Annotated in this window: 18 protein-coding genes; 13 read left to right on the forward strand and 5 right to left on the reverse strand. The window is 70.0% G+C overall.

Annotation, left to right across the window (positions count from 1 at the left end; translation table 11 throughout):
• Positions 1–137: 137 nt before the first annotated feature.
• Entirely contained in the window at positions 138–1,139 is a 1,002-nt protein-coding gene (locus tag VZL07_RS27685; RefSeq protein ID WP_426750790.1) for a helix-turn-helix transcriptional regulator, read from the reverse strand.
• Positions 1,140–1,261: 122 nt separating this feature from the next.
• Between VZL07_RS27685 and VZL07_RS27690 the strand changes: the two genes are divergently transcribed.
• The 11 genes from VZL07_RS27690 to moaD all read left to right on the forward strand — a co-directional run bounded on the left by VZL07_RS27690 (position 1,262) and on the right by moaD (position 12,320).
• A complete protein-coding gene (locus VZL07_RS27690; RefSeq protein WP_426750791.1) occupies positions 1,262–2,215 on the forward strand; it encodes an SDR family oxidoreductase in 954 nt (317 codons plus the stop codon).
• Positions 2,216–2,377: 162 nt separating this feature from the next.
• Positions 2,378–3,169, forward strand: coding sequence for an isoprenyl transferase (locus VZL07_RS27695; protein WP_426750792.1), 792 nt, complete (start codon positions 2,378–2,380; stop codon positions 3,167–3,169).
• Positions 3,166–3,996 carry a phosphatidate cytidylyltransferase gene (locus VZL07_RS27700; RefSeq protein WP_426750793.1) on the forward strand — a complete coding sequence of 277 codons (831 nt, stop codon included), beginning with the start codon at positions 3,166–3,168 and terminating at the stop codon, positions 3,994–3,996. The genes VZL07_RS27695 and VZL07_RS27700 overlap by 4 nt, the downstream gene beginning before the upstream one ends.
• Before the next feature lie 84 nt (positions 3,997–4,080).
• Entirely contained in the window at positions 4,081–5,712 is a 1,632-nt protein-coding gene (gene rseP / locus VZL07_RS27705) for an RIP metalloprotease RseP (protein ID WP_426750794.1), read from the forward strand.
• A gap of 7 nt (positions 5,713–5,719) precedes the next feature.
• Positions 5,720–6,220 carry a septal ring lytic transglycosylase RlpA family protein gene (locus VZL07_RS27710; RefSeq protein ID WP_426750796.1) on the forward strand — a complete coding sequence of 167 codons (501 nt, stop codon included), beginning with the start codon at positions 5,720–5,722 and terminating at the stop codon, positions 6,218–6,220.
• Between the two features lie 11 nt (positions 6,221–6,231).
• Complete coding sequence (gene tsaB, locus VZL07_RS27715) at positions 6,232–6,969, forward strand: tRNA (adenosine(37)-N6)-threonylcarbamoyltransferase complex dimerization subunit type 1 TsaB (protein WP_426750798.1); 738 nt, start codon at positions 6,232–6,234, stop codon at positions 6,967–6,969.
• Between the two features lie 52 nt (positions 6,970–7,021).
• Complete coding sequence (locus tag VZL07_RS27720; protein ID WP_426750800.1) at positions 7,022–8,056, forward strand: aspartate-semialdehyde dehydrogenase; 1,035 nt, start codon at positions 7,022–7,024, stop codon at positions 8,054–8,056.
• Positions 8,057–8,181: 125 nt separating this feature from the next.
• Positions 8,182–9,087, forward strand: a complete 906-nt coding sequence (locus VZL07_RS27725) for an MXAN_2561 family MXYO-CTERM-anchored protein (RefSeq protein ID WP_426750801.1) — start codon at positions 8,182–8,184, stop codon at positions 9,085–9,087.
• The gene (locus VZL07_RS27730; protein WP_426750803.1) at positions 9,084–9,815 is read left to right on the forward strand and encodes an MXAN_2562 family outer membrane beta-barrel protein; all 732 of its coding nucleotides are present in this window, start codon (positions 9,084–9,086) and stop codon (positions 9,813–9,815) included. The genes VZL07_RS27725 and VZL07_RS27730 overlap by 4 nt, the downstream gene beginning before the upstream one ends.
• A gap of 7 nt (positions 9,816–9,822) precedes the next feature.
• On the forward strand, positions 9,823–11,655 hold the full coding sequence (locus tag VZL07_RS27735) for a PKD domain-containing protein (RefSeq protein WP_426750804.1): 1,833 nt from the start codon (positions 9,823–9,825) through the stop codon (positions 11,653–11,655).
• Positions 11,656–11,657: 2 nt separating this feature from the next.
• The gene (gene moaD / locus VZL07_RS27740) at positions 11,658–12,320 is read left to right on the forward strand and encodes a molybdopterin converting factor subunit 1 (RefSeq protein WP_426757385.1); all 663 of its coding nucleotides are present in this window, start codon (positions 11,658–11,660) and stop codon (positions 12,318–12,320) included.
• Between the two features lie 17 nt (positions 12,321–12,337).
• Here the strand turns inward: moaD and VZL07_RS27745 are convergent, their stop codons facing one another.
• The 4 genes from VZL07_RS27745 to VZL07_RS27760 form a co-directional block, all read right to left on the reverse strand.
• Positions 12,338–13,021 carry a hypothetical protein gene (locus VZL07_RS27745; RefSeq protein WP_426750805.1) on the reverse strand — a complete coding sequence of 228 codons (684 nt, stop codon included), beginning with the start codon at positions 13,019–13,021 and terminating at the stop codon, positions 12,338–12,340.
• A 195-nt stretch (positions 13,022–13,216) separates the two neighbouring features.
• Positions 13,217–14,434 (reverse strand): CmlA/FloR family chloramphenicol efflux MFS transporter, encoded by a 1,218-nt coding sequence (gene cml / locus VZL07_RS27750; protein ID WP_426757386.1) that lies wholly within the window; start codon positions 14,432–14,434, stop codon positions 13,217–13,219.
• Positions 14,435–14,855: 421 nt separating this feature from the next.
• Positions 14,856–16,607 (reverse strand): site-2 protease family protein, encoded by a 1,752-nt coding sequence (locus VZL07_RS27755; RefSeq protein WP_426750806.1) that lies wholly within the window; start codon positions 16,605–16,607, stop codon positions 14,856–14,858.
• Positions 16,608–16,622: 15 nt separating this feature from the next.
• Positions 16,623–17,045, reverse strand: coding sequence for an NUDIX domain-containing protein (locus tag VZL07_RS27760; protein WP_426757387.1), 423 nt, complete (start codon positions 17,043–17,045; stop codon positions 16,623–16,625).
• Between the two features lie 61 nt (positions 17,046–17,106).
• Between VZL07_RS27760 and VZL07_RS27765 the strand changes: the two genes are divergently transcribed.
• Positions 17,107–17,601 carry a hypothetical protein gene (locus tag VZL07_RS27765; RefSeq protein ID WP_426757388.1) on the forward strand — a complete coding sequence of 165 codons (495 nt, stop codon included), beginning with the start codon at positions 17,107–17,109 and terminating at the stop codon, positions 17,599–17,601.
• Between the two features lie 55 nt (positions 17,602–17,656).
• Positions 17,657–19,612, forward strand: coding sequence for an acetate--CoA ligase (gene acs / locus VZL07_RS27770; protein WP_426750808.1), 1,956 nt, complete (start codon positions 17,657–17,659; stop codon positions 19,610–19,612).
• Positions 19,613–19,695: the final 83 nt, after the last annotated feature.

Genomic DNA, 19,695 nt, shown 5'->3' on the forward strand with positions numbered 1-19,695 from the left:
CTCTTCCAACTCAGCGAGATGTCGAATGCTTGAGAAAGGTTACGGCTCAGGTCACGGCATCAAAGTCCTTGGATTTCTAAATGCTCTCAGGAATCTGAGGGACGTGGCGCGCGATGCGCTTCGGTTGACGCGGCTCATCACGCCTTGCGGATGCGTCCCTTCGATGAGGCGCGACCTCCATGCGTTTCAAGGATTCCTTCCGCCAGTTGAGTGAGGCGTGAGCGCAGGGCATCGGGCGCAAGCACCTCGAAGCCTCGTCCGATGTCGCAGAGCTGGCTGAGCGCAATCGACTCCCGCTCGAAGTCCACGACCACCGTCTTGCTGCCGTCAGGCGCCAGGGGCGCGGCATCCAGCCGCGCACCTTCCGCGGGGGGCCGGACCTTCCGCAAGGCCTCCAGTCCTTCAGATGTCAGCCGCAGCGTGACTTCGTACTGCGCGCGCTTCTCGGCGAAGCGCGCGCACCAGTCCTTCCAGAACGAGGGCAGGTCGAAGCGCTCGGGCCGGGTGAAGGTCTCCGGCCGCAGTCGAGCGCCGTCCACCCGGGAGCCCCGGTACACGCGGGGCGTCGCTTCGCCCGTGCTCGCGACGAGGTACCAGCGGTCCGCCTTGATGACGAGCGCGTACGGGTCCACCACCTTGCGGCTCACCTTGCCCTCGAAGTCCCGGTACGACAGGGACACGCGGCGGTCCTGCCAGACGGCGTCACGCAGTGTCGCCAGGTGGGGCACGGCCTCGCGCTCCGCGAACCATGACGACGCGTCCACGTGGAGCCGCTGCCGCGCGTACTCCAGCGCGGGTTGCTGGAGCGCGGGCAGCGCCGCCGCCAGCTTCATCAACCCCGAGCGCAGCGCAGAGGTCAGGCCCAGGTCGTCCAGGGCGCCCGGCGCCGTCACGGCCGCCAGGGCATGCAGTTCGGCGCGCGTGAAGCCCGTGAGCTGGGTGCGCCAACCTTCCAGGAGCGACACACCCCCCGCCGCGCCGCGCGTGGCGTACACCGGCACGCCCGCGCCGGAGAGTGCATCGAGGTCCCGGTGGATGGTGCGCTCGGAGACCTGGAGCTCGCGGGCGAGCTCGCCCGCGGTCATCTTCGGGCGCGTCTGCAACAGCAGCGTCAGGCTGACGAGTCGGTCGGCACGCATGGGTGGAGTCTAGGCGGGGAATCATGACAGCCGGTGGCAGGATTCCCTTCGTAGGGTGCGAACACGAACCCATGAAGGCCGCCTGGGCGCACCGCGCCCGCTGGCCTGGAGGTGTGTCAGCCATGAAGCCGCTGGAAGGGCGCATTGCCCTTGTCGCTGGAGCCACGCGTGGTGCCGGACGTGGCATCGCCACCATGCTCGGCGAAGCCGGGGCCACGGTGTACTGCACCGGCCGCAGCGTGCGCGGTCGTCCCGCGACTGGGGCGCGCCCGGAGACCCTCGAGGAGACGGCGGAGCTCGTCGACGCCAAGGGGGGCCGGGGCATCGCCGTGCGCGTGGACCACTCCGTGGAAGCAGAGGTCGAAGCGCTGTGCGCGCGCATCCAGGAGGAGCAGGGGCGGCTCGACATCCTGGTGAACGACATCTGGGGCGGAGACGCGCTCACCGAATTCGGGCCGGCGTTCTGGAAGCAGTCCGCCGCGAAGGGGCAGCAGATGTTCGAGCGCGCCGTCTTCACGCACCTGCTCACCAGCCGGCATGCCGTACCGCTCATGCTCGGCGCGGAGCGGGGGCTGCTCGTCGAAATCACGGACGGGGACTCGTTCGGCTATCGCGGCAACCTCTGGTACGACCTGGTGAAGATGTCCGTCATCCGGCTCGCGTTCGGCATGTCCCGGGAACTGCGCCGCACGAAGGTCACCGCGCTGGCGGTGACGCCCGGCTTCCTCCGCTCCGAGGAGATGCTGGAGAACTTCGGTGTCACGGAGGCCAACTGGCGGGACGGCGCGGCGAAGGACCCGAACTTCATCGCGTCGGAGAGTCCCTGCTACGTCGGCCGGGCGGTGGCGGCGCTCGCGGCCGACCCGAACGTGGGCACGAAGGCGGGCCGGGTGTTCAGCTCCTGGGCGCTGGCCCGGGAGTACGGCTTCACCGACGTGGATGGCTCCCAGCCCCACTGGGGCGAGCACTTCGCTCGCGCCTTCGGCAAGGCCTACGCGGTGGCTGACGACGCCGCCTACGCCCCCTGGCGCGATGGCCCCGTGGAGCTGGCGTGCCCGGACTGGCCGCTCGACTGAAGGCCGCCTGAACAGGAGCTTGTCTACCTTGGCCTACATGGATGGCCACTGGCAGCGTAGGGCGGTCCACCGCCAGTAGGCGACCGGCCAGGAGCCAACCGTGACGGTTGGGGCACGCGCCCGTGGACGGCGCGCGGCGGCATCGCTAGGGTGCGCGGCTTCATGGAACGCCCTTCAGTGATTTCCGCCCTCGAACAAGCCGTGAAGGCCCGGCCCCTGCCGCGCCACGTGGGCATCATCATGGATGGCAATGGGCGGTGGGCGGAATCCCGGGGGTTGCCCCGGCTGGAAGGGCACCGGGAGGCCACGTCGAGCGTGCGCGAGGTGACTCGCACCGCGCGCCGGCTGGGCATCCAGGCGCTGACGCTCTACGCGTTCTCGTCACAGAACTGGGCCCGGCCGGCGGAAGAGGTCGCCGGGCTGATGGACCTGCTCCGGGAGTACCTGGAGCGGGAGCGCTCCGAGATCCTCGACAACGGCATCCGGCTCAACGCCATTGGTGACGTGGACCGGCTGCCCCGCTACGTGCGCGAGCCGCTGGACCGGCTCCGGGCCGACTCCGCGCACAACACCGGCATGGTGCTGTCGCTGGCGCTGTCCTACGGCGGGCGGGAGGAAATCCTGCACGCGGCGCGGCGGCTGGCCGAGGCCGTGGAGCGCGGGGAGCTGGCGGCGGGGCGGGTGGAGGAGAGCGACTTCGAGCAGTTCCTCTGGACACAGGGACTGCCTCCACTGGACTTGATGGTTCGCACCAGCGGCGAGCTGCGCGTGTCCAACTTCCTGCTCTGGCAGATGGCGTACGCGGAGATGTGCTTCACCGACGCCTTGTGGCCGGACTTCCGTACTGACGAGTTCCTCCGCTGCGTGGCGCAGTATCAGCAGCGTGAGCGCCGGTTCGGGCTCACGTCGGCTCAGGTCCAGCGGGAGGAAGCCCCTCAGCAGGCCAAGGCGTGAACGACAAGAACCGAAACCTCGTCATCCGCGTGGTCTCCGCGGTGACACTGCTGCCGCTGGTCATCCTGCTGTTGTTCCTCGGTGGATATTGGAGCGCGGCCCTGCTCGGCGCCGCCGCCGCCGCCTGCGTCGGTGAGTACTATCTCATCGTCCAGAAGCGGCTGACGGTGGCCTCCTGGGTCGGGCTGGCGTTCGCCGCGGTACTGCCCTTCCTGCCGTTGCGGGACGCGGCGCGCACGGGCGAGACCGCCTTCTGGCTCACCATCGTCTTCGCGTTCTTCGCGTGGATCTACCACCTCTTCAAGGGGCCGCTCGCCGAGGCGCCCACCCGCACTGCGCACCTGGTCAATGGCTTCCTGTACGGCGCGGTGGGCCTCACGGCCATGTCCGCGCTGCGGTTGCTGCCCGACCACGGCATGGCCTGGGTCATCTGTGCGCTGGTCATCACCTGGGCCAACGACACCGCCGCCTACTTCTTCGGCCGCTTCCTGGGGAAGCACAAGCTCTACCCGGAGGTCAGCCCCAACAAGACGTGGGAGGGCTTCTTCGGCGGCATGCTGGGCTCGGTGGGCGGCATGTTCATTGCCCGGCAGTTCTTCTTCCCCGTGTTCACGGTGTGGGACTGCGTGCTGCTGGGCGTCGCGGGTGGCATCCTGGGGCCGGTGGGCGACCTGTGTGAGTCCATGCTCAAGCGGGCCTACGGGGTGAAGGACTCGGGGTTCCTCATCCCGGGCCACGGCGGCGTGCTGGACCGCATCGACGCGCTGCTGTTCAACGCCCCGCTGGTGTTCGTCTACGTGCAGTTCGTCCGGGGCCTGTTGCCCTAGAAAGCGCCCGTTCCGGCTGCCCGGCTGCTCGGCGGGCCCGGTTGCGCGTTGTCCGCCCAGGCGCCCACGATTAGTGTTGCGCCCATGCTCCAAAACATCGGGTTCTTCGTCATTCTGCTCGGCGTGCTCGTCACGGTGCACGAGCTCGGCCACTTCCTGGTGGCGAAGGCCTGTGGTGTGAAGGTCCTGAAGTTCTCCATCGGCTTCGGGCCGAAGCTGATCGGCTTCACCAAGGGCGAGACGGAGTACCAGATTGCCCTGCTCCCGCTGGGCGGCTACGTGAAGATGGCGGGGGACATGCCCCACGAGGAGCTCAGCCCGGAGGAGGCCAGCCGGGGCTTCCTGGCGCAGCCGCCGTGGAAGCGCGGCCTCATCGTCCTGGCGGGGCCGGCCTTCAACCTCATCTTCCCCATCCTCGTCTATTTCTTCGTCTTCCTGGGCCCGCACCAGGCCACCTCCACCTACGTGGGGTCGGTGAGCCCGGGGACTCCCGCGTATGCCGCGGGCATCCGCCCGGGGGACCGGGTGCTCTCCGTCGACGGTGAGCCGGTCCGCACGTTCACCGAGATGCGCGATGCCCTGGTGGGGCGCTTCGAGCGGCCCATCCCCATCGTCCTGGAGCGCAACGGCGAGAAGCTGACCCTGGACGTGACGCCCAAGAAGCAGGTGGACACGTCGCCCATCGACACGGTGGAGCGCGGCTCCATCGGCGTGGAGGCCGTGGCGAAGCCGGCCATCCTCGGCGTGCCCCCGGGCTCGGTGGCGGAGCAGGCCGGGCTTCGCACCTTCGACCGCATCCTGGCCATCAATGGCGTGAGCGTGGAGACGGAGGGGCGCTTCCAGAAGGAGATGGACAAGTACGCGGAGGGCGCGCCGCTGGAGCTGACCGTCCGCCGTATGGACCCGGTGGCGGCGGGCGCCGTGACGGGGCGGGTGCCCACGGTGCTGAAGGTCACCGTGCCGAAGCAGGCGGGGGTGGGGCTGGCGGCGGTGGGCGCGGAGACGTCGGACCTGTACCTGGCCACGGTGGCCCCGGGGAGCGCGGCCGAGAAGGGCGGCCTGCGGCCGGGAGACCGCGTCATCGCCCTGGATGGCAAGAAGCTGGAGTCGTTCGTCGAGCTGTCCATGGCGCTGAACGCCCTGCAGGAGCGGTCCTTCCAGCTGACGTGGCGGGGCGCGGACGGTGAGCGCACGGAGACGCTGGCGCAGGCGCCGCTGAAGACGGAGGACGAGATGGGCACGGCGACGTCGCCCATCGTCCTGGGCGTGCGCAACTGGGTGCTCTCCGCGGCGGACATGCCGGTGTTCGACGAGGTGACGGTGCACATGGGGCCGGGCGACGCGCTGAAGCAGGCCGCGCTCATCGTCCCGAAAATCGTCGGGCAGATGGTGCGCGTCATCGGCGGGCTGGCGGTGGGGTCGGTGCCGCTGAACACCGTGGGCGGCCCCATCATGATGTACCAGCTCGCGTCCAAGAGCGCCGAGCAGGGCCTGGACAGCTTCCTGCACCTGATGGCGCTCATCTCCATCAACCTGGGCGTGATGAACCTGCTGCCCATCCCCGTGCTGGACGGCTTCCACCTGCTCTCCGCCGCCTGGGAGGGAATTCGCCGCCGCCCCATCCCTGTTCGCGTCCGCGAGGTGGCCAACATGGTGGGGCTGGCGTTGCTCGTCCTGCTGATGCTGTTGGCCGTGACCAACGACATCACCCGCTAGAGGACGCATGCGAGGAACCGCCGTTGCCGGACTGCTCTCCCTGGCCCTCATCTCCGCCTGCGCCTCGCGCGCGGCGAAGCCCGACCCGGTGGAGCGCACTCCCGCCCCATCGAAGTCGAAGCCCCGCAGTGGCACGCCTGGCGTGACGAAGCGCGAGAAGATGCCGCGCTCGTACCTGGGCGAGGGGCTGGCCTCCTTCTACGGCCCTGGCCTGCACGGGCGGCCCACCGCCAGCGGCGAGCGCTTCGACCAGGAGGCGATGACGGCCGCGCACCGGAAGCTGCGCTTCGGCTCGTGCCTGCGCGTGGTGAACATGGAGAACGGCCGCGCGGTGAAGGTGCGGGTGAATGACCGGGGCCCCTTCATCGAGGGCCGCATCGTCGACCTGTCCCGCGGCGCCGCGCGGAAGCTGGACATGCTGGACAAGGGCGTGGTGCGTGTGCGGCTGTACCGCTGCAATGACCGCTTGTCGGAGATTCCGCAGGCAATGTGGGCCGCGCCGGTGTAGTGAGCCGTCCCATGTTTCTCGCGCTGGACACCTCGACGTTGACCCTGTCGCTGGCCCTGGTGGCGCGTGAGCCCGGAGGCGGGCTGCGCACCGTGGAGCACGTGGTGGTGGGGCCTCCGCGGAAGCAGAGCGAGGTGCTCCCGGGCATCGTCGGGGAGCTGCTCGCGCGGCATGGCGCCACGCTGCCCTCCCTGGAGGGGCTGGTGGTGGGGTTGGGGCCGGGCTCCTTCACAGGGCTGCGCATCGGCTTGGCCACGGTGAAGTCGCTGGCCTACGCGACGGGGCTGAAGGTGGCCGGGGCTTCGTCGCTGGCGGCGGTGGCGCTGGAGGGGCCCGAGGGAGTGCCGCTGTACTGCCTGGCCGTGGCGCGCAAGGACGACCTGTACCTGGGGGCGTACGTGCGCCAGGGCGGGACGGTGGAGGCGCTGGAGCCGGAGACGGCCATGTCGCCCGCGGAGGTGGCCGCGCGCATGGCGGCCGAGCCTCGAGCCGTGGCGCTGGGGCCGGCGCTGGTGGACTACCGCGCCGCCCTGGAGTCGCACGGCGTGGCGCCGGAGCGGCTTTTGACGGCGCCGAGCTTCCCGTCGGCGGTGGCGCTGGCCCAGCTGGCGCGCTTCCCGGAGCAGCAGTCGCTGGAGGCGCTCTTCGCGATGGAGCCGCACTACGTGCGGGCCTCCGAGCCGGAGCGCAACCCGAAGTTCCCGCCGCTGCCCGGCCCGGCGCCCACCGCACGGTTGAAGGAAGACTGAGGCGTCGCGTGGCGCTCGCGCTCCCGGGCCCCGGTGGCGTAAAGGACGCGCCATGAGAGACGACTTGACGATTGGCGTGGTGGGCGCGACGGGCGTGGTGGGCCGCGAGGTGCTCGCCGCGCTGTACGCGCAGGACGTGCCCGCCGAGCGCGTGCGCGCCTTCGGCTCCGAGCGCTCGAAGGGCATGGAGGTGGAGTACGGCGAGGACTCGCTCGAGGTGGAGCACGCGACGCCGGATGCCTTCCGCGGGGTGAAGCTGGTGCTCCTGGCCACGCCGGCCGAGGCCTCTCGCACGCTGGCGCAGGCCGCGCAGGCCGCGGGCGCGTGGGTGGTAGACGCCAGCGCCGCCTTCCGGGGGGACGGCAACGTCCCCCTGGTGCTGCCGGGGTTCAACGCGGACGTGCTGGGCGCGGGCTTCACCTTCAAGGGCCGCATCGTGTGTCTGCCGGGCGCCGTCACCACCGCCGCGGTGCACGTGGTGGAGCCGCTGCGGAAGGCCTTCGGGGTGGTGCGGGCGCAGGTGACGGCGCTGATGTCGGCGTCCAGCGCGGGCGTGCGCGGCGTGGCCGAGCTGGAGAAGCAGACCGCGGACCTGATGTCCGGCCGCGAGCCGGAGCCGCACGTCTTCCCGCACCGCGTGGGGTTCAACCTGGTGCCCCAGGTGGGGGGCTTCATGGTGAACTCGCCGTGGACGGAGGAGGAGGGGGGCTGGACGCTGGAGGCGGCCCGCCTCTTCTCATCCAAGGGGGATGTGCCCGTCATCGCCGGGACGGCGGTGCAGGTGCCGTCCTTCTACGGGCACGGCGTCACGCTCAACGTGCAGCTCAAGAAGCCGGGCCCGGTGGAGCAGGTGCGCGCGGCCCTCAAGACGTCCTCCGTCCTGAAGGTGCTGGATGTGCCCGGGGAGCGCGTGTACCCCATGCCGATGCTCGTCACCTCGGACCCGGCGGTGCATGTAGGCCGGGTGCGCGCTTTCCCACAGGCGCCGGAGTGGGTGACGCTGTTCGCCTCGGTGGACAACGCCAGCCGGGGCGCCGCCCTCAACCTGGTGGAGGCCGGTCTCCGACTGGCCGAGCGGCCCGCCTGACAAATTGGCAAAGCCCCCGGAGCCGTCCTGCCTGTTTGGCGCGGCGGGACGGCTCATGAGGAGGGCGCTCCTGTGGACAGGAAGTCGTTTCATGTGGCCTCCCGCTTGCTAGCCTGCGCGTACCCATGCGCCTCACACTCGTTGGCCTCTTGCTCTTCGCGTCGACTGCTCTGGGGCAGACCGTGACGTTTTCAGCCACGGGCAATGTCATCCAGAATGACGAAATCGTCGTCTCCGCGGCGAACTGCACATCGCAACGTACCGTGACCTTTCAAAGGGAGGGGAGGTACTGCGACACGCTCTACCTATGGCTCTCGAGCGACTCCAGTTGCACGAGGGAGCCTGCGGCTGCGGACGTGCTGCTTCAGGAGATCGCAGCGAATGATTCGGCGACGTCGGGGAGCCTGACCTTTACCGCGAGTCAGGCGCTCGTTCGTGCCGGCGCGACCTGTGAGTCCCAAACGACGACCAAGGAGTTCCGCCTCTGTGCGTCCACCAAGCGGTTGACGGGGACCATCGGCTTCGAGACCTGCGCTGATACGCTCAGCTCGATTGGGTCGCCCACCATCGACCTGGTCTATGACCCCGAGCCTCCAGCCGTACCTGAGGCTCCGACGGTAACGGGCTTGGACGGGGCGCTGGGAGCGACCGTCAAGGCCCCGAGTGATGCATCGCTCATGGTGGTGGAAGCGCTCGAGCTCACGGCGGATGCGGACGGCGGCGTGGTCCTGGGCGAGGTGGTGAGCTCGCGGGAGCAGACTTCGTCGAACACGGCGTTCCGTCTGGAGGGGCTCGAAAACGGCGTCGAATATGCCGTGCGGGCGCGTGCTATCGACGCGGCGGGAAATACGAGCGAGCCGTCGCCCATCACAAGGGGCACGCCCATCGCGAGCAATGGTTTCTACGGTGGATACCTCGATGCTGGCGGCGCGGAGACGGGCGGCTGCTCGGCTGCGGGTGGAAGTCTCACGGGATGCGCGATGCTGGTGTCCCTCGGAATCTGGCTGTCGTCGCGGAGGAAGCGTTCATGAGTCGGGCATCGGCCCTGGGAGTCGTGGCGTTGCTCGCCGCGCTGCCCGCCTGGGGGCAGGACACGGTCGTGATGGAGGAAGAGCAGGCCTCGCTGCGTTCGCCGCGCACCGGAGGCATCCAGTTCCGTTTGGGCGGGTACAAGCCCCTCATCGACGAGGAGCCCGGCCTCAATGGCACGCCTTACAAGGATTACTTCAACGACGAGTCGCTGCTGACGTTCGAGGTCGAACTCCAGCGCTACTTCTACCAGGGGGTTGGCACGGCGGGTGTGGGCTTCTCCGCTGGCTACGGCGAGAAGTACGGCTCGGCGCGTCTGGAGTCGGGCGCTGTCGCAGCTGAGCGCACGTCGCTACGCCTGGTGCCCCTGAGCTTCAACGCCTTCTACAAGTTCGACTACGCCGCCTTCGAGTGGGGCATCCCCCTGGTGCCCTACGGCAAGCTGGGGCTCATCTACACGCCGTGGTGGATTACCAAGGGCGCGGATACCGAGTCCGTGGACGGCAACCGGGGTAGGGGCGGCAAGTGGGGCTGGGGCGCCACAGCGGGTGTTGCCTTCCTCCTCGACGTGCTCGAGCCGCGCTTCGCCCGGGACTTCGACTCGGACCTCGGCGTGAACCACAGCTACATCTTCGCCGAGTACACCTATGCGGATGTGGACAACTTCGGCGGAGCGGGGCTGAACCTGTCCACCCGGCGCTGGAGTTTCGGACTGGCGCTGGACTACTAAGCGGCTCATGCCGCTCATTCCGCGCCGCCCGGGGGCCTTTCTCGCGCTCATCCTGATGACGGCCGCCGTGGGCCCCTGGGCCTCCGGCTGCCGCAGGATGGTGAAGCCGGACCTGGGGCAGGACCGGACGGTGGAGGCGGGCGTGCCGGTGGACTTCGGCTCGCAGCGAGAGGACGCCACCGCCGTCACCTGGGACCTGGGCGACGGCAGCGATGCCGAGACGGCTCCCTGGGTGTCGCACGCCTTCGCCCGCTCAGGCACGTACACCGTGCGAGCGCTGCATGAGGGCGAGGAGGTCGGCCGCGTCCAGTTGACGGTGGTGCCGCGGCCGGTGCTTCGCGCCGTGCCCGCCAGCGCGCGCACGGTGATGTGGCTGCCCCAGCTTCGCGGTCACGTCGACCGGTTGATGGACTTCTATGCGCGCCTCGTGGGGCCGGAGCGGGCCCGGGAGGCCGTGGAGTCCTCTCCGCTGTTGCCACTGCTGCTCAAGGACCTGGAGGGCGGGCCGGACGCCGTGGTGGACCCCGATGAGGGCTTCGGCTTCTTCCTGCTGCCGGAGTTCGACGGCGTCGTGACGCTGCTGGGCATCACCGAGCCGGAGTCCGCCATGCGCTCGGTGGCCCGTGAGCTGGAGCGCGCCGGACACGGCGTGATGCCCCGGGCCGATGGTTCGGCCATCGTGGAGCCCGCGGCGGGCGGGCCTCCCATGTTGCTCTTCGAGGACCGCGGCTACCTGTACCTCGCGGTGCCGGACCTCCAGGACGAGGAAGACGAGGGCGCAACCGTCCGGGCGCAGGTGCTGGCCATCCCCGACGCCGAGGTGGCGCGCCAGGCGGTGCGGGATTCGGTGGGAGCGGGCATCTCCGAGGACCCGTTGCTGACCGAGCTGCGCGCAAAGGTGGCGGACGGGAGCATGTACCTGTTCTCGGGGCAGCCGCCCGGAAGCGCGCGGGAGGGCGAGGATGCCGGTCCGCTCCGTGGCTTCAGCGCATCGCTGGCGGTGATGCCGGAGCGGGTGGAGCTGGATGGCTTCCTGTCCTCCTCGACCCCCCTGTTCCAGGGCGCGCGGGCGCCTGCCTCCGAGCTGCTGAAGGACGCGGTCCTGGGGCCTGTCGCCGCGGCGCAGCTCTCCGTTCCTCCCGAGGAGCTCGCGCGGCTGGCCTTCGGCGCGCCCGGCTCCGCGCGTCGCGAGCGCGTGGTGGCCTCCTGGCGGCGGGAGGGGCTGGACGTGGAGGCGCTGCTCAAGGCGCTGCGTGGTGACGTGGTGCTGCGCGTGTACTTCGACATCCCAGCCTTCTTCCGGAACTTCATCCGGAACAAGCGGCCCGACCTCAAGGGCTCCATCGTGGTGGAGGCGGGACTGTCGGCGTCGGAGCCGGTGCGAGCCCTGGTGCAGAAGCACCTGGAGGGCTCCTCGCTGCGCTACACGACCCAGCAGGATTCAGAGGAGACGCTCTTCCGGACGCGGATTCGCGAGCATGCCGTCGAGCTGCGAATCGCGCCTGAGCGCGCCACGCTGCTGGCCGGTGAGTCCCTGGAGGGCCGGCCCCGAGGTGACGTCGGCGCAGAGCTGCGCGAGCGTTTCGGCGGCGAGGCCTTCAGCTCCGGCCATGTGTCAGCCATGGTCGACCTGGGCCGGCTGCGCGCGGACCTGCGGGCGGCGGAGAAGATCCCCGGCGTGCCGAACGCGCTGCTCGGTGCGACGAAGGCGCTTTCTGGAGCGCTGCTCGACCAGATTACGCCGCTGGACTCGGGCTTCCTCGACTTCGTCCCCGTGGAGGGAGGCGGCCGGCTCAAGGGGCGGCTGTCGTTGCGCGCCGCGCAGGAGGCTTCGCGTTGAGCATGCAGGTAAACGTCCTCTACTTCGCCGCGGCACGCGAGCGCACCGGCCAACCGCGTGAGGTGGTGGAGGTGCCCGAGGGGTCGCACGTCCGCGACGTCCTGCGCGTGCTGACCGAGCGGCATCCAGCGCTGGTGCCGCTGCTTCCACATCTCCGGGTGGCGGTGGACCAGGAGTTCGTGGGGCCCGATGCGCCCGTGCGCGCGGGGGCGGAGGTGGCGCTGATTCCGCCCGTGGCGGGCGGATCGGCAGGGCGGTTCCTGGTGGTGGACAGGCCGCTGAAGCTGGATGAGGTGGTGGAGGCCGTCAGCGGTGAGGCCTATGGCGGGCTCGTGACGTTCAGTGGCTCCGTGCGCAACCAGACGAAGGGCCGGCGCGTGCTGCGGCTGGAGTACGAGGCCTACGCGCCCATGGCGGAGAAGAAGCTGGCGGAGATAGGCGCGGAGGCGGCCGCGAAGTGGCCCGGTGTGCGCCTGTCCATCATCCACCGCGTGGGCACGCTGGTGCCCGGTGAGCTGGCGGTCGTCATCGCCGCCGCGGCGCCCCACCGGAAGGAGGCGTTCGGCGGGTGTGAGTACGCCATCGAGCGGCTCAAGCAGGACGTCCCCATCTGGAAGAAGGAGTTCTTCGAGGATGGCGAGGTCTGGGTGGGCCTGGGGCCCTGACGGGCGGCCGCGCTCGGTCAGCGCACGCGGAGGAAGGCGGGGACCGTGACCTCGGCGCCGCCGTCGGGCTGGGCCTCGAGCTCGGCGTCGGTGAGGGGGCGCATCGGTGTGTCCAGGCCCATGGCCTTGCGGCGCTCGGCTTCCTTGTCGGCCGCCATCTTCATGGCGCGGACCTTGGATTCCTCCATGCGCTGGGGCGTGGGGCCCGCGACGAGGAACCCCACCGGCAGGCTGAGGAACAGCATGCTCACGATGGCAATCCAGCCGAAGTCCTTCCACTGAAGCCGGTTGACCTGCTCCTTCACGACGGAGCCCTGGATGCGCAGGGACAGCTGGCCCTCGGAGAGCCGCAGCGTCATGCCCTCCGCGAGGTCCACCGAGGTGCGGCCGTCCTGCTGACGCAGGTCCGTTGATGGCACCGCGGCGTAGGTATCGCCCTGGAGGGAGCGCTCGGCATGGGCCGCGGGGGGCAGGTGGATGCGCCAGCCCTGGGGGGTGCGCTCGGCGAGCAGGAACGGCTCTTCTGGCAGGGTGAAGCCATAGAGCGGAAGGGGGGCCGTCTCGTCCGGCGCGGCGTGGACGCTCGAGTGCTCCGGGCCATAGCTCCACGCCTCGGACAGGTTGTTGCCCCAGTACAGCTCACAGAAGAGTCCACCGCCCGACTTGGTGTTCATCGCGGCGGGAAGCATAGGGCCTTGCATGGCTCGCGGCTCCTTCATCGACCGGGAGACGTTGCCCCCACGACGGGAGACGCCCGGCTGTCTCCTCGACAGCCAGGGGGCGCCGTGGGTTCCGCCCGAGGTGGCGAAGGCCGAGGCCGCGCCGGAGGGGGCCCTCGCGACGCGGCTCGGACCGGCCATTTGCCGGTGGGGATGCCGCGGGTGTGGGCGGAAGCGCTACGGAGTGTGAGGCCCGTCGGGCTGTATCCGCGTCGAAGGGCGGCGCTGCTGGCCTCGCAGGAACTTCAGCGCGGTCAGCGTCACCAGGGCCATGAGCGCCGCATAGCCCACCAGCGGCCAGGCGGTGTCCCCGTCGAGCAGGACGACCGCCAGCGTGCCGAGGACGCCGACGATGAGGCTCTGGATGCAGAAGTAGAGCGCGACCGCCGTCCCCGCCACGTCGCCAAAGGCCTGGAGCGCACCATTGGCGGTGACGGAGACGGTGAACACGATTCCGGTCGCGATGACCCACATCGGCACGACGAACGTCCCGAATGAGGGGGGCGCGAGGACGTGCCCGGCCAGCAGCAACAGCGCCCCCAGCAGCAACAGCGCCATGCCCCGGGCGAGGCTGCCCTCCAGGCCCCAGGCCGCCACGAAGCGCTTCGCGAAGCGTGTCGTGACAATCATCGCGAGCGCCGCGGTGGCGAAGGCCAGGCTGAAGCGAAGCTCCGAGAAGCCCGCCTGCCCCATCAGGACCCGCGGTGCCGTGGAGAAGAACACGAAGAACGCGCCCATGGCCGCGCTGAAGCCCAGGGTGTACGTCCAGAACGCGGTGCTGCGCAGGATGGGCCGGAACGCGGCGCGACGGGCTGTCCCATGCTGCGGGCGGGTCTCCTGCCACTTCGGAAATGCCTGGAGGAGTGCCATCGTCCCCAGGACGCCGAGCGTGAGGAAGATGGCGCGCCAGCCGAAGTGCTTCGAGAGCAAGGCCCCCACGATGGGGCCCAGCGCGGGGACGAAGGCCAGCATCGAGCTGAACAGGCTGTAGATGACCGCGCTTTCGGGGCGCTCCGCATAGACATCACGGACCGTGGCGAAAGTGGCCACGAGCGCCGCGGAGGCCCCCACGGCTTGCAGGAGCCGCAGGGCGACGAACAGCAGGGCGTCGGTCGTTCCCGCGAGCAGGAAAGAGGTGGCTGCGAAAAGGGCCGCACCACACAGCAAGACCCGGCGCCGACCAATGCGGTCCGAGACGGGCCCGAACACCATCTGCCCGAGTCCGAGGACGGCCATGTACAGACTGAGTGTGAGTTGGACGATGCCCGGCGAGGTGTTGAGGATGCCGGGCATCGCTGGAACGACGGGGAGATAGATGTCCATGGCCAGCGAGGCCAGGAGGTCGAAGGGCGCCATCAGCAGCAGCGCTGCTGGCAGGGCGTGATTCCACGACAGGGTTTTTGAGTCAGGCACGATGGAGTCCGCACAAACGAGGAACATCTGGCGGCGCTCTGCCTCTCCACGGGAACCGCGATGGATTGGGACAGATGGCCGCAGCAACGGGGGACGTGTTGCCGCGGCTCACTCATCTGCGGATTCGGCGTCTCCCATCGTGCTGATTCCCTCGGGGGCGGGGGTTTGCAAACGTGACGCTGCTCGACAATTACCGGGTAACGCCAGGCGCCACGCGCGGTGAGCCGAGGCCGGGACGTGGACGCCGCGCCACGCCTGACGGGTGCCGGTCTGAAATCGTCGTCGCCGGGGCGCCCGGCCAGCAAGCGGTCGGGGTTGAGGCGGTGCGACGCTCCGCCGGCGGACGCAGGTGGTGGCGCCTCGGGGAGGGGCTCGACAGCCGGGCGCGCTGGCCGCGGATGGACTATTTCCCCGAGGGCGCCACGCCTCCTGTCGGAGGTGCACTGGGAGGTGGCGTTGCAGCCGTGCCCGAGCCCTGCGCTGTTCCTCCCGCGGGGACTGGCGCGGTGTCTGCCTTTCCCGGGGCACGTCCCGCGGAGGTGCTCGTGGCCGCTGCGCTGCTGGCCGCGGTTTCCCCGGCGGGAGCGCCACCCGGTGTCGCGGTGGCGCCGGGCGCCACGCCTGCCGGGCCGCGCGTGCCCGCCGCGGCATCTTGTTTCGTTGCCGCAGAATCGCCCGGCGTCGTTGTGCCTCCACGAGGCATCCCGGAGGGAGAGCTAGGTGCAGTTGCGGTGCTGGGCGTCGTGCCAGGTGCAGTTGCGGTGCTGGGTGTTGCGCCCGGTGCGCCCGGTGCGGTCGCGGTGCTGGGCGTCGTGCCCGTTGCGCCCGGTGCGGTCGCGGTGCTGGGCGTCGTGCCCGTTGCGCCCGGTGCAGATGCGGTGCTGGAGGGCGCTCCCGCTGCGGCGGTTCCGTTACGACCTGGCGCTGCCGCGGTGCTGGGCGCTGTCGACGAACTGGCAGGCTGCCCCCCCGCGGGACGTGGAATCACTGCCGGAGGCCCGCCTGGGGCCGTCCCCACGTTGGGACCCGTTCCTGGGGCCAGCACCGTACCAGGCCCCGCGTCTGGCAGGGTCGACGGTGAGGGAGCCACCGCCTGCGTGCCCGCCGCGGGCGATGCATCCATGCGCAGCCGCGCAGGCAGCGCGCGTCGAATCTCCGCGGTGGCCATCATGACGACGGCGATGGCGATGCCCAGGAACCCCACCGTCTGCGCCACCGTCTCCACGCGTGGGGGAATCCGCCGCCCGCTCGCCGCTTCGATTAGCAGCAGCAAAATCCGGCCACCATCCAACCCGGGCACGGGCAGCAGCGTCAGCAGCGCCAGCACCACCGACGCCGCGACGAGGGTCCGCAGCAGCGCATCCGTTCCGGAGGCCATCGCATCCGCGGACTCCTGGCGCACCAGTGCCCCCGGGCTCGCCGCGTCCGGGTCCTCCATGCCGCGCATCATCCGCGTCAGCAGCGCCACGCCCTCGGATGCCACGTTGACGGTGTGGGTGAAGGAATGGCTCAGCGCGTCCGCCGCACCGTGCGCCTTGTAGACGTACTGCTGGCTCACCCCGATGCGTCCCGTTCCCCGCTCGTCCGGCCGAGGCCGCACCACCACGGTGCGCGGCTCGCCGCCGCGCTCCACCGCCAGCTCCAGCGGGACGCCGGGCGCCGCGCCGACCTTCTCCACGAATTCCGACCAGTTCCGCAGCGGCTGGCCCGCTACCTGGACGATGCGGTCTCCCGGCAGCATCTGCGCCCGCGCGGCCTCCGAGCCGGGCTGCACCGTGCCCACCGTCAGCGGCACCACCACGTGCGTGCCCGACGTGTACAGCGCGAACAGGATTCCCAGCGCGACCGCGTAGTTGGCCAGCGGCCCCGCGAGGATGATGAGGATGCGCAGCAGGGGGCCTCGCGAGGCGTAGCCCGCGGCCTCCTCTGCATCCGCGCGGTGCGGGTTCATCCCCTGCAGGTGGGCCGTGGCGCCCAGCGGAACGGCCGCCACCACGTACTGGGTTCCCCACAGCCGGAAGGACACCAGCGGTGGGCCGAAGCCAAAGACGAAGCGGGGCACTCGCACACCGAGCATCCGCGCGGCGACGAGGTGCCCCAGCTCGTGGAGGGTCAGCAGCCCTCCCAGGGCGAGCAGGACGAGCGCGTAATGCATCCTTCCGCGCCGCTCCTACAACTTCCGCCGCTGGCCCGTCCGCTTGTACGTCACGTAGTCGGACAGGATGGTGTCGTGGTCGAAGCAGAGGTCCTTCGGCAGCGCGTCCAGCGGGAAGGCCCGGGCCTCGGCCGCGTCGTCGGCGCCCTTGGGCTCACCCTCGGCCGAGCCGATGTAGACGGTGGAGATGTTGTGCTGGCGCGGGTCCCGCTTGGGGTCCGAGTACGTGAAGAACTGCTCAGTCAGCTTCACGTGCAGTCCCGTCTCCTCTTCGACCTCGCGCACGGCGGCGACGTCCAGGGGCTCGCCCTCGTCCACGAAGCCACCGGGCAGGGCCCACCCCACGGGTGGATTCGCGCGCCGGATGAGGACGATGCGTTCACCAGGCAGCTCGATGATGCAGTCCACGGTGGGCTTGGGGTTGCGGTATTCGGGCATATCCCCCAGTCTACCCTCTGCCACCACGCGCACGCTTCCTAGAAGCGCGCCGTGGGGTATGGTGCGCGACGTGTCCACTTCGAGACGCCATCGCCTCGTCCTCCCTGGCCTGCTCCTGGCCTGCCTGGCGAGCTGCCTGCCCCGCGTGCAGGAGCCGGGTGACTACGTCTTCGAGCCTGTCGAGGTGCTCCGCGACGACTGCGGGCTGCTGGAGGCCAACCGCGACAAGTTCTACGGCACCCTTCAGATCAGCGGGCGCGTCGTCCGCCTGGACTTCGGCTTCCTGGACAGCCATCTCGTCGGCTACTTCCTGGAGGATGGTGACCACTTCACGCTCGACGGCAGCGTGGTCAGGGCCGCCGCCGAGGTGAACGGGCAGGAGTGCCTGCTGGACCAGATCAACATCCACGTGGACGGTACGACGCAGTGCGAAACGCAGTTCAACGGAGTGTTGCGGGTCCGCTACGACACGCGCCGCCCCGATGAGTGCGTCTGCGAGCTGTGGATGCGCTACGAGGCCGTCACGGAATCGAAGCGCTGCGACACGGAGGGTTGAGCCGCGCGCGCCGCGTTCCTAGAACAGGGTGGCAGTGTCCACGCTGGAGGAGCGCATGGCGGAGTCGAAGCACGAGATTCACTCGGTCCTGACGGAAGCACGCGTCTTTCCGCCGCCAGAGGCGTTCGCCCGGCGCGCGCACATCCGGAGCATGGAGCAGTACCAGCAGCTCTGGGACGAGGCCGCCAAGGACCCGGACAAGTACTGGGGCGACCGGGCCCGCGAGGAGCTGTACTGGAAGGAGCCCTTCCAGACGGTCCTCGACTGGAAGCCGCCGCACGCGAAGTGGTTCGTCGAGGGCAAGACGAACCTGGCCTACAACTGCCTGGACCGGCACCTGGCCAACCGCCGCGACAAGCCCGCCATCCTCTTCGAGGGGGAACCGGGGGACCGGCGCAGCGTCACGTTCGGCGAGCTGGCCACCGAGGTGAACAAGCTGGCCAACGCGCTCAAGTCGCTCGGCGTCCGGAAGGGGGACCGGGTGGGCATCTACCTGCCCATGGTGCCCGAGGCCGCGGTGGCCATGCTGGCGTGTGCCCGCATCGGCGCGGTGCACTCCGTCGTGTTCGGTGGCTTCTCCGCGGAGGCGCTCCACGAGCGCATGAACGACGCGGGCGCGAAGGTGCTGCTCACCGCGGACGGTGGGTGGCGCAAGGGCGCGGTGGTGCCGCTGCTGAAGAACGTGGAGGCCGCGCTCCCCCACATGCCCACCATGGAGAAGGTGGTGGTGCTGCGCCGCACGGGCGACTCGCTGTCGCTGTCCGACCCCAAGCTGGTGGCATGGGACGCGCTGGTGAGCAACCAGTCCGCCGAATGCGAACCGGAGTGGGTGGAGAGCGAGCACCCCCTGTTCATCCTCTACACATCGGGTTCCACCGGAAAGCCCAAGGGCGTGCTGCACACCACCGGCGGCTACGCGGTGAATACGTCGCTCACCACGCGCTGGGTGTTCGACCTGCGCGACGATGACATCTACTGGTGCACCGCCGACGTGGGCTGGGTGACGGGCCACACGTATGTCGTCTACGGCCCGCTGATGAACGGCATCACCACCGTCCTCTACGAGGGCGCGCCCACGCAGCCGGGCCCGGACCGCTTCTGGGACATCATCGAGCGGTACAAGGCCACCATCCTCTACACCGCGCCCACCGCCATCCGCGCCTTCATGCGCCTGGGCGAGGAGCCCGTGCGCAAGCACGACCTGTCCTCGCTGCGCCTGCTGGGCAGCGTGGGTGAGCCCATCAACCCCGAGGCGTGGATGTGGTACCGCGACGTCATCGGCGGTGGCCGCTGCCCCGTGGTGGACACGTGGTGGCAGACGGAGACGGGCTGCATCATGGTGTCGCCGCTCCCGGGGGCCACGCCCACCAAGCCGGGCTCGGCCACGCTGGCGCTGCCGGGCATCCACGCGGAGATTCTGGACCGCGAAGGCAACAAGGTGCCGCGAGGGCAGGGCGGCCTGCTCTTCGTCACGCGCCCCTGGCCCTCCATGCTCCGCACCGTGTACGGCGACCCGGACCGCTACGTGCGCACGTACTTCAACGAGCTGCCCGGCATGTACTTCACCGGTGACGGCGCTCGCACGGACGAGGATGGCTACATCTGGTTGATGGGCCGCGTGGACGACGTGGTCAACGTCGCCGGCCACCGGTTGGGCACCGCCGAGGTGGAGAGCGCGCTGGTGGCGCACGAGGCCGTCGCCGAGGCCGCCGTGGTGGGCCGCCCGGACGAGCTGAAGGGCACCGCGCTGGTGGCCTTCGTCACGCTGAAGCAGGGCAACACGCCCTCCGACGCGCTGAAGAAGACGCTGGCCGTCCACGTGGGCAAGGAGATTGGCGCCATCGCCCGCCCGGATGAAATCCGCTTCGCGGAGGCGCTGCCGAAGACGCGCTCGGGGAAGATCATGCGCCGGCTGCTGCGTGATGTGGCCGCGGGCAAGCAGTCCTCCGGGGACACCACCACCTTGGAGGACCTCAACGTCCTGGCCGCCCTGCGCCAGAACGACGACTGACGGACACTCACTCGCACTCCGGGGCAGGGGTCGTCAAAAACGACCTCTCCCCGGGCATGAAAGACCCGGATTGGTCGATTTCA

Origin of the sequence: Pseudomyxococcus flavus, assembly GCF_050038885.1 — a bacterium.
GTDB classification, from domain to species: domain Bacteria; phylum Myxococcota; class Myxococcia; order Myxococcales; family Myxococcaceae; genus Myxococcus; species Myxococcus flavus.